At 70.0% G+C, this 13,188-nt stretch carries 12 protein-coding genes and 1 pseudogene; 7 read left to right on the top strand and 6 right to left on the bottom strand.

Annotated features, from left to right (window positions below):
* Nucleotides 1–298: 298 nt before the first annotated feature.
* From EG812_RS27275 to EG812_RS27260, 3 genes and pseudogenes are all read left to right on the top strand, one after another.
* Nucleotides 299–1,495, top strand: coding sequence for a helix-turn-helix domain-containing protein (locus tag EG812_RS27275; protein WP_126713260.1), 1,197 nt, complete (start codon nucleotides 299–301; stop codon nucleotides 1,493–1,495).
* 272 nt (nucleotides 1,496–1,767) lie between these two features.
* A pseudogene (locus EG812_RS30150) lies at nucleotides 1,768–2,160 on the top strand (hypothetical protein); the annotation flags it as partial.
* Nucleotides 2,157–2,390 (top strand): hypothetical protein, encoded by a 234-nt coding sequence (locus tag EG812_RS27260; protein ID WP_013733301.1) that lies wholly within the window; start codon nucleotides 2,157–2,159, stop codon nucleotides 2,388–2,390. The pseudogene EG812_RS30150 and the gene EG812_RS27260, both read left to right, overlap by 4 nt.
* Before the next feature lie 81 nt (nucleotides 2,391–2,471).
* Here the strand turns inward: EG812_RS27260 and EG812_RS27255 are convergent, their stop codons facing one another.
* The 4 genes from EG812_RS27255 to EG812_RS27240 form a co-directional block, all read right to left on the bottom strand.
* Entirely contained in the window at nucleotides 2,472–2,930 is a 459-nt protein-coding gene (locus EG812_RS27255) for an SUKH-3 domain-containing protein (RefSeq protein ID WP_013733302.1), read from the bottom strand.
* Between the two features lie 229 nt (nucleotides 2,931–3,159).
* Nucleotides 3,160–4,236, bottom strand: a complete 1,077-nt coding sequence (locus EG812_RS27250) for a zinc-binding dehydrogenase (RefSeq protein WP_126713259.1) — start codon at nucleotides 4,234–4,236, stop codon at nucleotides 3,160–3,162.
* Complete coding sequence (locus EG812_RS27245) at nucleotides 4,233–5,651, bottom strand: aldehyde dehydrogenase family protein (protein ID WP_013733304.1); 1,419 nt, start codon at nucleotides 5,649–5,651, stop codon at nucleotides 4,233–4,235. Before EG812_RS27245 ends, EG812_RS27250 begins: the two co-directional genes overlap by 4 nt.
* A 42-nt stretch (nucleotides 5,652–5,693) precedes the next feature.
* Entirely contained in the window at nucleotides 5,694–6,359 is a 666-nt protein-coding gene (locus EG812_RS27240) for a TetR/AcrR family transcriptional regulator (protein WP_013733305.1), read from the bottom strand.
* 89 nt (nucleotides 6,360–6,448) lie between these two features.
* On the opposite strand from EG812_RS27240, the gene EG812_RS27235 reads away from it, so the two are divergent.
* The 4 genes from EG812_RS27235 to EG812_RS27220 are packed head-to-tail and all read left to right on the top strand — an operon-like array spanning nucleotide 6,449 to nucleotide 10,140.
* On the top strand, nucleotides 6,449–7,597 hold the full coding sequence (locus tag EG812_RS27235) for an acyl-CoA dehydrogenase family protein (RefSeq protein WP_013733306.1): 1,149 nt from the start codon (nucleotides 6,449–6,451) through the stop codon (nucleotides 7,595–7,597).
* Between the two features lie 19 nt (nucleotides 7,598–7,616).
* Entirely contained in the window at nucleotides 7,617–8,789 is a 1,173-nt protein-coding gene (locus tag EG812_RS27230) for an acyl-CoA dehydrogenase family protein (protein ID WP_013733307.1), read from the top strand.
* A complete protein-coding gene (locus EG812_RS27225) occupies nucleotides 8,786–9,250 on the top strand; it encodes a MaoC family dehydratase (protein WP_013733308.1) in 465 nt (154 codons plus the stop codon). The genes EG812_RS27230 and EG812_RS27225 overlap by 4 nt, the downstream gene beginning before the upstream one ends.
* Complete coding sequence (locus EG812_RS27220) at nucleotides 9,247–10,140, top strand: AMP-binding protein (protein ID WP_013733309.1); 894 nt, start codon at nucleotides 9,247–9,249, stop codon at nucleotides 10,138–10,140. The genes EG812_RS27225 and EG812_RS27220 overlap by 4 nt, the downstream gene beginning before the upstream one ends.
* A gap of 8 nt (nucleotides 10,141–10,148) precedes the next feature.
* Here EG812_RS27220 and abc-f read toward each other — a convergent pair whose 3' ends face one another.
* Both abc-f and EG812_RS27210 read right to left on the bottom strand, forming a co-directional pair.
* Entirely contained in the window at nucleotides 10,149–11,786 is a 1,638-nt protein-coding gene (gene abc-f / locus EG812_RS27215; RefSeq protein WP_013733310.1) for a ribosomal protection-like ABC-F family protein, read from the bottom strand.
* A 490-nt stretch (nucleotides 11,787–12,276) separates the two neighbouring features.
* The gene (locus tag EG812_RS27210; protein ID WP_013733311.1) at nucleotides 12,277–13,104 is read right to left on the bottom strand and encodes an SAM-dependent methyltransferase; all 828 of its coding nucleotides are present in this window, start codon (nucleotides 13,102–13,104) and stop codon (nucleotides 12,277–12,279) included.
* Nucleotides 13,105–13,188 lie beyond the last annotated feature (84 nt).

Raw genomic sequence — 13,188 nt, 5'->3', positions numbered from 1 at the left:
GCCGACGATGGACCATGCGCTGGAAAGCACCCCTGAACGCCTTCCAGATCGCCTTCGAAGGCCGACTCACCCCGGCCAACAACTGACCACCTCAACAACCAAGATCAGCCGTTAACTTGACACTCCCAACCAGCCGGCGGCGGATCAGCGTCCGACGTCAGAGACGTGCGCGGGACCCCGCCGGATGACGCGCCCCGAATTTACAAGCGAGGGGTCAACGATGCACATCGTTGGGGGTACCGTCGACGGGGTAGTGGCTGGGTGAGTTCGCCTGGCATCTTGAGCTTGGAGCGGCGCTATGGCTTCGTCCGTCGACCCGCGCTTCGGGGCAGCACTGCGCGAGTTTCGGGAGCGGCGCGGTTTGTCGCTTCGATCCCTGGGGCAGCTCGCGCATCGGAGTAAAAGCCATCTGCACGAGTTGGAGGCAGGGCTCAAAGCTCCGACGGTCGACACGGCGCGTCACCTGGACCGGGTTCTCGATGCGGGGGGTTCGCTTGCTCGATTGGTCGATGCGCCTGTCGACCATGCGGCCGAGGCCGGTGAGCTGCGGGCGAGAGTCGCCGCCAGCGATGTGAGCAGGGACGTGCTCGAACGGATCGAGCAGGGCGTTGACGACCTCGCCAGTGCCTATCCCACGATGGCCCCGGCGGATCTGTTGCCGCTGGTACGGCAGCACCTCGCCTATGTCGGGCGGTTGCTGGACGGACGGGTCACGCTTGCTCAGCAACGGCGGTTGTTGATTGCCGGTGGCTGGTTGGCGGTGCTGCGGGCGACCGTGCACATCGACCTGCGGCAGCGGACTGCTGCGGCTGCCCACTTGCGAGCTGCTCGTGATCTTGCCGAACATGCGGAGCATGCCGAGATCCAGGCATGGTGTCTCGAAACCCGGGCCTGGGACGTGTTGACTCAAGGCGACTACCGGACGGCACTCGATCTCTCCGAACAAGCTCAGCGGGTCGCCCCGAAGGGCAGCTCTGCCCGCATTCAGGCAACTGCTCAGGAGGCTCGTGCGTGGGCGCGGATCGGGGACGTCGGTGCGACGCGGCGAGCGTTGGACCGGGTCGAACGGATGACAGCGAATCTGCCCGTTCCTGAGCGAGCCGAGCACCACTATCGGTACGACCCGGCCAAGGCTGCCGCATATACGGCCACGACTTTGGCGTGGGCGGGTGACCCCGGTGCCGAGCAGGTGGCGCGGGCTGTGTTGGCCGATCTGGACCCGTACGGCGATGGGGGAGCGCGGCCCCGCCGGTCCGCGTCGGCCCGTCTCGACCTCGGTCTTGCCCTGGTCGCCGCCGGGCAGCCGGATGAGGCGGTCGCACTTGGGGCGCAGGCCGTGGAGTCCGGGCGGGTGGTGCCGTCGAACTGGTGGCGGGCTGCGGAATTGCTGGCGAAGGTGGAGCAGTCGGGGGCACCAGAGGCCGCGACATTGCGTGACCTGTGCATCGAGTACGCCCCTGGACATCGACCACCAGCGGACAGCACACCTGGTTAGCGGACAGTCACCTTCTGGATCGTTGACGCGCACGGCGTGACGCTGGACCTCACTGCACCCGGGCCGGAACGAGACACATCAGCAGGTGTCCCCTCTGTGCCCTCAAGGCGGAGGGCTGGACACATGACAGTGGGCATTGGACTCCTGCGACGAATCGTCAGTCGGTACTTCCCGTCGCCGGTTGTCTCCAGCGATGGACAACGCATTCAGACGATGGAGCAGGAGGCCGCCCGGCGGCGGTTGTTGGACCAGGCGCGAGGCACACAACAGCCCTCGGCGGTCAGAGATGTTTCGATACCGCTGAAGCGGCGCGTCTCGTACGACGAGTACCTGTCGGCTACCGCGTTGACCTTTGCCCGGCGGCATCGTCCGGTGTGGTGTTGGCGGCGGTGGCGGCGGGTCTGTCGTTGCGGTGCCGATCTGCCCTGCCGTGCTCGACATCGCATTCCGATCAATCGTGGTCACTGGCCTGGGGAGGGTGAGCAGTGACCGGCGGGCCGGAACAGACGATCCTCGCCGTACACGTTCGTGGGCTTGATGGGATGTGTGTGGGTTGTCGGGTGTGGTGGGCGCGGTTGGTGCCGTACCCGTGTTGGCAGGTGGAGTGGGCGACGAGCCGGCAGGCTCGCGCGAGCGTGGCCCGGTTTCTGGGCGGTGCGCGGTGACCACCCATGGCCCGGTGATGCCGATCTGGAGTTGTGGTGGCTGTGACCTGCCCTGGCCGTGTCCGACGCGGCGGCGGGAGTTGCGCGCGGAGTACGCGGGCGCGCCGGTGTCGCTGGCTCTCTATCTCGGTGTCTGTCTCGTGCAGGCCGCCGAGGACATGCCGTGGGCACCGGCCGGGGCGCTGCATCGCCGGTTCATCGGCTGGGCCAGGCAGGTGCCGGAAATGTAGGAGCGAGTCCTCGTGCCTACCGTGAGCCCGGTCAGCGAGCGCGGTTCTGAGCGGATAGTTCGGTCGGGGAGAGGAGCAGCGCTAGCCGATCTTGCGAGGCATGTATCCGAGAGCAAGGTGGTCCATGGCCCTCGGCAGACGGCCGAAGGTGGCGAGCCCATCGGTGACGAGGTATATCTCTTCCTGCTCGTCGATGCCGAGCAGCGCGCATCCGCAGGTTCCACCCGCCAGTTCACCGATCGGCGCTATGTCACGGCTGATTCGTTCTCCCCATCCAATGAATCGATCAGCTTCGCCGGAGCATTCGGTTGGAACCAGCGTGAAGGGTTCCCGAGCACGGGTGACACCAGGCTCGCTGTTGTGGACGGTGAGCCCGCCGAACTCGGTGAGGAACCGTCGCGCGACCGGATGCAGGGGAAGGAAGCCGTCTGCCTCTAGGTCAGCCTCCCACTGTGCTGTGTCCACAGCCCGACCGGCGGACCAGCCCACCTGTTTCAGGATGTCGCGCGTTCGGCGGTAGAAGCTGACTGGGCGCTGCATGGCAGCGACTGTAGGCGACGAACGTACGACACGGTGGTCTGGATACACCGAGCGGTGTGGACCTGACGGAGCGGAAGGGCCGGCACCGGCTGGCTGGGCCGCCATCCCTCGCTCCGCGCCGTGCGGATGACTGCCGCGACCATCGATGGACGAACAGGGACCGGCGGGCCGCCGATCCAGAGCCCTTCCTGGTCAACGCCACGTCGATCCCCTCGCCGCCGGATGCGCGTCAGTCGAACTGAACCACCGTACGGGCGCCCTCGCCACGGGCCATCCGGGCCAGAGCCTCAGGTGCCTCGTCGAGGGTGATCCGGTCGCTGACCAGGAAGTCGAGGTCGAAGCTGCCGTCGAGCACCGAGCGGGCCAGCTCCGGCAGGTCCCGGTCCGGGTCGGAGGAGCCGTACACCGAGGAGCGCAGGGTCCGGGCGGAGTGGAAGATCTCCAGTGCGCTGAGACCGACGATGTCGTCCTTGCCGCCCATGCCGACCACGATGACCTGTCCGCCGCGACGGGTGGCCCGCCAGGCGGTGCGGATGGTGGCGGCCCGGCCGACGCACTCCACCGCATGGTCGACGCCGCGACCCCCGGTCAACGTTCGTACCGCGCGGCTGAGGGTGTCGTCGGCGAGTAGGAAGTCGGTGGCACCGGCGGCGTGGGCCAGGTCGGCTTTGGCGGGGGAGACGTCGACGGCGATGACGGTGGCGGCACCGGCGGCGCGGGCGGCGGCGACCGCGGACAGGCCGACGCCGCCGAGGCCGATGACGGCGACCGAGTCGCCGGGGCGCACGGCGGCGGTACGCCGGATCGCGCCGACGCCGGTGAGCACCGCGCAGCCGAGCAGCGCCGCGGTGGGGAAGGGCAGGTCTGCCGGTACGACCACCATCGCCTGCTGCGGCACCACCACCTGCTCGGCCAGCGCGCCGAGGCCGAGGGTGACGTGCAGCGGCTCGCCGTCGAGGGTGTGCCCGGCCTCTGTGGCTGGGGTGCCGGTGTGTTCGCACAGCCAGGGTTCGCCGTGGGTGCAGGACCAGCAGGCGCGGCAGGGTGGCGCCCAGTTGAGCACCACGTGGTCGCCGACCGCGACCCGGTCGACGCCGTCGCCGATCTCGACGACCACACCGGCGGCTTCGTGGCCGAGCAGCAGCGGGTACGGGGCGGCGATGGTGCCGTCGACCATGGACAGGTCGGAGTGGCAGACGCCGGCGGCCCGGATCGTCACCCGTACCTGCCCGGTGTCGATGTCGGGCAGGTCGACCTGCTCGACGCGTGGGGGAGTGCCAGCGGCCCTGGCGACGAGGCCCCTCACCGCTGGATCGCCTTCAGTTCGCAGAACTCCGCCAGCCCGTGGGTGCCCAGTTCGCGGCCGAGGCCGGACTGCTTGTAGCCGCCGAACGGTGCCAGGGGGTTGAAGGGTGCGCCGTTGATATCGACGGCCCCGGTGCGCAGCCGGCGGGCCACCTGCACCGCGCGTTCTTCGTCGGTGGACCAGACCGCGCCGGCCAGCCCGTAGCGGGAGTTGTTGGCGACCCGTACGGCGTGGTCGTCGTCGTCGACGGGGATGACCGCCAGGACCGGCCCGAAGACCTCTTCCTGGGCCAGGGCGCTGTCGGGGTCGACGTCGGCGATGATCGTCGGGGCGACGAACCAGCCGCGCGACGGCACGGGGGCGTCGGGTCCGCCGACGACGAGTCGGCCGCCGTCGGCCAGGCCACGGGCGATGTGCTCGCGTACCCGGTCGCGTTGCGCAGCGGAGACCAGGGGGCCGAGTCGGGTGGCCGGGTCGAACGGGTCGCCGAGCCGGTAGCCGGCGACCGCCGTGGCGGCCAGGTCGAGGGCTTCGTCGTAGCGGTCGCGGTGCACAAGCATCCTGGTCCACGCGGTGCAGGTCTGCCCCGAGTTGAGCATCGCGTTGCCGACGCCGACCTTGACCGCGGCGGTCAGGTCGGCATCGTCGAGGATGACGTTCGCCGACTTGCCGCCGAGTTCCAACGCGACCCGGGCGATCCGGTCGGCGGCCAGGTGGGCGATGCGCCGGCCGGTGGCGGTGGAGCCGGTGAAGGAGACCAGGTCCACGTCGGGGTGGCCGGCGAGGGCCTCGCCGACGATCGGCCCGGTGCCGGTGACCAGGTTGACCACGCCCGGTGGCAGGCTGGCGGCGTCGATGGCGTCGAAGAGCAGGTACGCGGTAAGCGGGGTCAGCTCGCTCGGCTTGAGCACCAGCGTGCACCCGGCCGCCAGGGCGGGAGCGAGTTTGGCGACGATCTGGTGCAGCGGGTAGTTCCACGGGGTGATCGCCCCGATGACGCCGACGGGTTCGCGTACCACAAGGGAGTTGCCCACGGTCTGCGGCGCCGGCGGCTGGGCGGCCAGGTCGACGTAGCTGCGCAGGACGGTCAGCGGAAGTCCGACCTGGACGCGGGTGGCGACCTTGAGCGGGGTGCCGAGTTCGGTGGCGACCGTGTGGGCGATGTCCCCGGCGCGGGCGGTCAGCTCGGCGTGCAGTCGGTCGAGGTGGGCGGCCCGGTCGACGGGGTCGGTCGCGGCCCAGCCCTCGAAGGCGGCCCGGGCGGCGGCCACCGCCCGGTCGACGTCGTCGGCGGTGCCGGCCGGGACCGTGCCGATGACCTGCTCGGTGCTGGTGTTGTGCACCTCCAGCGACTGCCGGCCGTCGGCGGGAACCCAGGCTCCGTCGAGGTAGAAATCGGTCCGTACGGATTCCATGTGCCTCCACCTCGACTAAAACTAGCGGTGCAAGTTTGGACTCTAGTGCGTCCCGCCCTCCGGCGGGAGGGGGGCAAGTGGACCTACGAGCCGCTCGTAGGTGTGCGACAGCCCGTCGATGAGCGCCTCCAGGCCGAGGGCGAACGCGCCCTCGTCGACGCGCTGCTGGTGCTCGGCGAGGCGGTGGGCCTGGCTCAGGTGCGGGTACTGCTCGGCATAGAGCCCCGGATCCTCCACGAAGCCCCGGGCGAAGGAGCCGAGCGCCGAACCGGTCACGAAGTAGCGCATCAGCGCGCCGATGTGCGTCGCCCGAGCCGGCGACCAACCCGCCGCGACCAGCCCGCCGTAGACGGCGTCGGCCATGGCCAGCGCCGCCGGACGTCGACCGGGACCCTGGGCCAGGTGCGGCACGATGTTCGGATGCGCCGCCAGGGCGGCCCGGAACCCGTGCCCCCAGCGACGCAGTGCCTCACGCCAGTCGACCTCGCCGAAGAACGACACGTCCACCTGGCCGGTGATGCTGTCCGCGACCGCGTCGAGGATCTCGTCCTTGGTGGCGAAGTGGTTGTACAGCGAGGGCCCGCGTACGCCGAGCGCGGCGGCGAGCCGCCGGGTGGAGAACGCGTCGAGTCCGTCGGCGTCGATCAACGCGGCGGCGGTCTCGACGATCCGCTCCCGGCTGAGCAGTGCCTGTCGAGGCCGGGGCATGGGCGTCCTCCTTCGCATCGGTGGCTCGCGGGGAACTGTCGCACACCGGGGTCTGGACAGCATAAAACTTGCAGCGCTAGTTTAATCGTATGGACCTTCACCTCTCCGCCGAGCAGGTCGCGGTCCGGGAGCTCGCCGCCGACTTCGTCAACCGCGAGGTGGTGCCACACGCGGCGACCTGGGACCGGCGCGAGGCGGTCGACCCCGGCATCGTCGGCAAACTCGGCGACGTCGGCTTCCTCGGCCTCACCATCGACGAGGAGTACGGCGGCTCCGGCGGCGACCATCTCGCGTACTGCCTGGTGCTTGAGGAACTCGGCCGAGGCGACTCCGCCGTACGCGGCATCGTGTCGGTCTCCCTCGGCCTGGTCGCCAAGTCGATCGCCACCCACGGCACGCGAGAGCAACGCGAACAGTGGCTGCCCGCGCTCTGCTCGGGCACCGCGCTCGGCTGCTTCGCACTCACCGAACCGGACAGCGGCTCGGACGCCGCGGCGCTGACCACCCGCGCGGTCCGCGACGGCGACGACTGGCTGCTCACCGGCCGCAAGACGTTCATCACCAATGGCACCACCGCCGACGTCGCGTTGCTCTTCGCCCGCACCGGCGGCCCCGGCCACCGGGGCATCACCGCGTTCCTGGTGCCCACCGACAGCCCGGGCCTGTCCCGATCCGAGATCAAGGGCAAGCTGGGCCTGCGCGGACAGGCCACCGCCGAACTCGTCCTCGACGGCGTACGGGTGCCCGACACCGCCCGCCTCGGCGAGTGCGGCGCCGGCTTCCGGCTGGCGTTGGGCACCCTCGCCAAGGGACGCATGTCGGTCGCCGCCGGATGCGTCGGCATCGCCCAGGGCTGCCTGAACGCCGCCGTCGACTACGCCGGCGCCCGCACCCAGTTCGGCAAACCCATCGCCGGACACCAACTCGTGCAGCAACTGCTGGCCCGCATCGCCGTCGACACCGCCGCGGCGCGGCTGCTGGTCTGGCAGGTCGCCGACCTGATCGACCGGGGCCAGCCGTACGCCACCGAGGCGTCGATGGCCAAGCTGTTCGCCAGCGAGGCCGCCGTGCGTGCCGCCAACGACGCCATCCAGGTCTTCGGCGGGTACGGCTACATCGACGAGTACCCGGTCGGCAAATACCTGCGCGACGCTCGCGTCACCACCCTCTACGAGGGCACCAGCCAGATCCAGCAGCTACTCATCGGGCGGGCGCTCACCGGCGTCAACGCCTTCTGACGAAAGGAACCGTGAGCACATGGACTTCGGGCTGTCCGACGAGGAACGGGCCATCCGCGACACCGCCCGCGACTTCATCACCCGCGAGGTCATGCCGCTGGAGCAGGAACTGCTGCGCCGGGAACGGGCCCACCAGCCCGGCCTGGAACCCTCCGAGCTGCGCGAGTTGCAGCTCAAGGCCAAGAAGTTCGGCTTCTGGGGCCTGGCCACGCCGCAGGAGTACGGCGGCATGGACCTGCCCGCCGTCATGCAGTCGCTGATCTGGACCGAGATCGGCCGCACCTTCGTGCCGTTCCGCTTCGGTGGCGAGGCCGACAACATCCTCTTCTACGCCACCGAGGAGCAGCGGCAGGAGTTCCTGCTGCCCACCATCGCCGGTGACCGCAACTCCTGCTTCGCCATCACCGAGCCGGGGGCCGGCTCGGACGCCGCCAACATCCGCTTCCGCGCCCGACGCGACGGCGACGACTGGATCCTCAACGGCGAGAAGACCTTCATCACCGGCGGCAACGAGGCCGACTTCGCCATCGTCATCGCCGTCACCGACCCCGAGCGGGGCGCCCGCAACGGCGGGGCGACCGCCTTCCTGGTGGACCGGTCGATGGGCTGGCGGTCGGAGTTCATCCCCACCATGGGCGAGGGCGGCCCGGCGTCGCTGTTCTTCGACGACGTACGCGTACCGCACCGCAACATCCTCGGCGAGGAGGGCCAGGGGTTCGCGCTGGCCATGCAGTGGATCGGCAAGGGCCGCTACACCATCCCCTCACACGCCGTCGGCATCGCCGAACGGGCACTGCGGATGGCCATCGATCACGCCAACACCCGGGAGACCTTCGGCACCAAGATCGGCACCAACCAGGCCATCCAGTGGATGATCGCCGACTCGGAGACCGAGCTGGAAGCCGCCCGCTGGCTCATCCTGCGGGCCGCCTGGACGGTCGACGCCGGAATGGACCCCCGGCACGCCTCCTCCATGGCGAAGCTCTACGGCGCCGGCATGGTCAACCGGGTGGTCGACCGGGTCATGCAGATCCACGGCGGGATGGGCTACACCCGCGAACTGCCGATCGAACGCTGGTACCGGCAGGTGCGGCTGTACCGGATCTTCGAGGGCACCGACGAGATGCAACGACTGATCATCTCCCGCGACCTGCTGCGCGGCTACACGAAACTCGGAGGACACCTGGGATGAGGACCTTCGCCAGCATCGACGAGTTGGCCGGCGCGGTCGGCGAGCCGCTCGGCCCCGGCCCGTGGTTCCCGGTCGACAAACGTCGGGTCGAGCTGTTCGCCGACGCCACCGACGACCACCAGTGGATCCACCTCGACCAGGAACGGGCGGCAGCCGGACCGTACGGCGGCACCATCGCCCACGGCTACCTGACGCTCTCCCTGATACCGGCCCTGGTCGGCCAGCTGTACCGGGTCGACGGGGTGCGGATGGGCATCAACTACGGCCTCAACCGGGTCCGCTTTCCCGCACCGGTACGCGTCGGCAGCGCGGTACGGGTCGTCGCCACCATCGACCAGGTCACCCCGTTCGACGGCGGGGCGCAGCTGGTCGCCACGGTGACGGTGCACAACGACGGCGGTGACAAGCCGGTCTGCGTGGCCGAGACGGTGAGCCGGCTGTACACCGACCCGCCCCGATGACCACGCTCTCCCCGGCGACCGTGCTGGCCGGCTCCGCCCGCCGGCACGCCGACACCGTCGCCGTCGTCGACGGACGGGTCCGCGTCACGTACGCCGAACTGTGGTGGGAGGCCCGCTGCTACGGCGCCGGGCTACGTGCCGCAGGGGTACGCGCCGGCGACACGGTGGCCCTGCTCGCACCGAACGTGGTCGACTTTCCCCGGGTCTACTACGCCGCCCTCGCCGCCGGTGCGCACGCCGTGCCGATCGGCGCGCCGACCAGCCCGCAGACGGTTCACCTGCTGCGCGGCGCGCGACTGCTCGTCTGCCACACCTCACAACTGGCCGCCGGGCAGTGGGTCAGCGCCCGGGCCGGCGTACCGCTGGTCACCGTCGGACCGACCCGCGGCCCGTCCGGCGTACCCCGGCTGGAAGACCTCAGCGACCCCGCACCCGGCGGCGCCGCTGCGGACCCGGACACCGACGACGACCCGGCCGGCCGGACCGCGACCGACCCGGACGACGGCGACGTGGTGCTCAGCTGCCTGCCACTGGGTGGCCGCTTCGGCCAGGACGTCGCACTGACCGGCACCTTCGCCGCCGGGGCGACCCTGGTGCTGCTGAGCCGATTCACCGGCCCGGCGGCACTGGAGCTCATGCTCCGCGAGGAGGTCACCGTCTTCCACGGCACCTCGGCGATGTACGCGGCCCTGCTCGACGCGGCGCGGGGCAGGCAGACCCTGCCCCGGCTGCGACGCTGCGTCAGCAGGACCCCCCTGCCACCGGCCCTGGGACAGCCCTTCACGACCGCCTTCGCCACCGTCGTCACCGTGGCCGAGGAGAAGTCCCGATACGGCGGTGGCCGACGGCAGCGCTGGCGCTGCCGACACCGGCAGGGGAAAGGACGCTGACGACGACATCAGTCGGCTGGTGGGGGACCGGTCTCCAGCAGACGTCCCTCGGCGAGCCGCAGCCAGCGGCTGACCTTGATCTCCGCGAGGAACCGCTCGTCGTGGCTTACCACCAACAGCGCACCCCGATAGGCGTTGAGCGCACTCTCCAACTGACCGACGCTGACCAGGTCGAGATTGTTGGTCGGCTCGTCGAGCAGCAGGAGCTGCGGTGCCGGCTCCGCGCCCAGGACACAGGCCAGAGTGGCACGCAGCCGCTCGCCACCGGAGAGCACCCCGACCGGCAGCTGCGCTCGGGCGCCCCGGAACAGGAAACGGGCGAGCAGGTGCATCCGCCGCGCCTCCGGCGCCTGCGGCGCGAACACCGCCAGGTTCTCCGCCACCGTACGCTCCGGATCCAGCAGGTCCAGCCGCTGCGACAGGTACGCGATCCGGCCGTCCGCCCGTCTGATCTGGCCACCCTCGGGCTCCAGAGTGCCGGTGACCAGGCGTAGCAACGTGGACTTGCCGGCACCGTTGGCACCGAGCAACGCGATCCGCTCCGGGCCCCGGATCGTCAGGTCGACGCCGTCGTCGGCGAAGACCGGCCGCCCACCGTAGCGGACCTGCATCCGTTCAGCGGCCAGCAACGTGCGGCCGGCCGGCACCTGGGTGCCGGGCAGTTCCAAGGAGAGCTTCTGCTCGTTGCGCAGCGCCTGCCCTGCCTCGTCGAGCCGGGCCTTCGCCTCGCTGACCCGCGCGGAATGCAGCTCGTCCGCCCTGCCCGCCGACTCCTGGGCGTTGCGTTTCAGCGTGCCGGCGAAGATCTTCGGCAGGCCCGCGTTCTTGAGGTTGCGCGAGGCGTTGCCGGCCCGCCGCGCCGCCCGCTCGCGGGCCTCCTGCAACTCCCGCTTCTCCCGCTTGAGTTCCTGCTCGGCGTTGCGGACGTTCTTCTCCGCCACCTCCTGCGCGGCGCGCACCGCTGCCTCGTACGCGGTGAAGTTGCCGCCGTAGAACCGAAGATCGCCGCGGTCCAGTTCGGCGATCCGGTCCATCCGGTCCAGCAGCGCCCGGTCGTGGCTGACCAGCAGCAGACAGCCGGTCCACTGCTCCAGCACCTCGGCGAGCTTGTGCCGGGCCTCGATGTCGAGATTGTTCGTCGGCTCGTCCAACAGCAGCACGTCGGGCCGCTTCAACAACTGCGCGGCCAGACCGAGGGAGACGACCTGCCCGCCGCTGAGCGTGTCCAGACGCCGATCGAAGGCCAGGTCACCGAGGCCGAGCCGGTCCAACTGCGCACGGGTCCGCTCCTCGATGTCCCAGTCGTTGCCGATCGTGGTGAAGTGCTCCTCGTCGGCGTCCCCGGACTCGATGGCATGCAGTGCCCCGATCAGCGGAGCGATCTCCAGCACCTCGGCCACGGTGCGGTCACCGACCAGCGGCAGGGTCTGCGGGAGATAGCCCAGTACCCCCTGGGTCGAGACGGACCCGGCGGTGGGTCGGTACTCGCCGGCGAGCAGCCGCAGCAGGGTGCTCTTGCCGGCACCGTTCGGCGCGACCAACCCGGTACGGCCGGCACCGATCGTGAAGGACAGGTCCTGGAAGACCGGGGTGTCATCCGGCCAGGAAAAGCTCAGGTTCGAGCAGACGACGAAAGAATCGGACATCGGGACAGAACCTCGGATGTGAGGGCAGGCGGACCTCAGCCGCCCGACAGGGGGGACACGGTCTGGAAGAAACGACAACCGTCCACGGCACCGGCACTCACGGGCGCGGGCCGGACGGCCGATCACATGTCCGGTCTCACCCGGAGATGTCGTCGTCTCCCTGCATGTCTCGTCTCCCTGATTCGCTGACCATCCAGGGCCAGATCCTGCGTGACCACGGTAGCACCGGCGGCATCCGATTCGCCGGACGAGCCGCAGGCCGAGCCCTTCCTAGGAGTACCAGGACCAGGCTGCCCACCGACGACGAACCTACCGTGGTCGACATGGCGAATCCGAGACTAGGTGGACACCAGCACGCGCCGCGACAGGTTTTCGGCACCCGACGGGGACGTCCTGCACCACGCGGGATCCGTTCTGCGCCGCCGGTGACCGGCGCGGGAAGTCCGTCGGCAGGACACACGTCCCGCCGACGGACTCGGGTGGCCGAAGCCTATGGTTTGCGGGCGAGGAGCCCGACGAAGGTGTGATAGGTGTCGGTCTGCTGTGGAGTTGGCGTGCCTGACTCCGGACGCCACTCGGCCAGCGGCACCAGCCCCGGCTCCAGCACCGTCAGCCCATCGGCGAAGGCGAGGATCTCCTCGTCGGTGCGCCAACGGCCGGTGCCCAGCGACTCGTTGAAGACCCGTTCGACCTCGCGCGCCTTGCGGGAGCCCTCCGGATCACGCTCACCCGGGTCCCGGAAGTGGGAAATCGCCACGTAGCTGCCGGACGGCAGCGCGTCGATCAACTCGGCTGCCAACGCTCGGGGCTGCTCGTCGTCGCCGACGTGGTGCAGGATCGCGAAAAGCAACAACCCGATCGGCCGGTCGAAATCGAGGAACCGACGTACCTCCGGATTGTTGAGAATCTCCTGCGGTGCCCGGACATCCGCCTGGATCACCGTCGCCGTGCCCTCCTCGGCGAGCAGGGCCCGCCCGTGCGCCAGAACGATCGGGTCATTGTCCACATACACCACCCGGGCCTTCGGGTTGTGCTCGGTGGCGACCTCGTGCACGTTGCCCTGGGTGGGCAGCCCTGATCCGATGTCGAGGAACTGGTCGATGCCGGCCTCGGTGACAAGGAAGCGAATCACCCGACGCAGAAAGGCCCGGTTCGCCTGGCCGGCTGCCGGCCCGTCCGGGGTGATCCGCAGGGCGTGTTCGGCGACCTTTCGGTCGACCTCGAAGTTGTCCTTGCCGCCGAGAAAGAAGTCGTAGACCCGGGCGACGCTGGGAATGCTGGTGTCGATGCCAGGGGGTGCCGCCTTGTCGCGGGTCACAGGCGTCTCCATTCAATGAGGAACAACGCCGGGTGAAGTCTGCGGGCGGTTCCGGCGCTGCGGTGAGTGTAGCCATCGACTGGG

This window comes from Verrucosispora sp. FIM060022, assembly GCF_003977705.1.
In the GTDB taxonomy this organism is placed as follows: Bacteria; Actinomycetota; Actinomycetes; order Mycobacteriales; family Micromonosporaceae; genus Micromonospora; species Micromonospora gifhornensis.
The sequence above is the reverse complement of the archived record's forward strand: the minus strand, read 5'-3'. Positions and strand labels throughout refer to the sequence as shown.

Bases quoted from the DNA above. Each gene is read 5' to 3' on its own strand.
- EG812_RS27275 (WP_126713260.1), top strand. From the start codon at position 299: ATGGCTTCGTCCGTCGACCCGCGCTTCGGGGCAGCACTGCGCGAGTTT.
- EG812_RS27255 (WP_013733302.1), bottom strand. From the start codon at position 2,930: ATGCAGCGCCCAGTCAGCTTCTACCGCCGAACGCGCGACATCCTGAAA.
- EG812_RS27245 (WP_013733304.1), bottom strand. From the start codon at position 5,651: ATGGAATCCGTACGGACCGATTTCTACCTCGACGGAGCCTGGGTTCCC.
- EG812_RS27240 (WP_013733305.1), bottom strand. From the start codon at position 6,359: ATGCCCCGGCCTCGACAGGCACTGCTCAGCCGGGAGCGGATCGTCGAG.
- EG812_RS27235 (WP_013733306.1), top strand. From the start codon at position 6,449: ATGGACCTTCACCTCTCCGCCGAGCAGGTCGCGGTCCGGGAGCTCGCC.
- EG812_RS27230 (WP_013733307.1), top strand. From the start codon at position 7,617: ATGGACTTCGGGCTGTCCGACGAGGAACGGGCCATCCGCGACACCGCC.
- EG812_RS27225 (WP_013733308.1), top strand. From the start codon at position 8,786: ATGAGGACCTTCGCCAGCATCGACGAGTTGGCCGGCGCGGTCGGCGAG.
- EG812_RS27220 (WP_013733309.1), top strand. From the start codon at position 9,247: ATGACCACGCTCTCCCCGGCGACCGTGCTGGCCGGCTCCGCCCGCCGG.
- abc-f (WP_013733310.1), bottom strand. From the start codon at position 11,786: ATGTCCGATTCTTTCGTCGTCTGCTCGAACCTGAGCTTTTCCTGGCCG.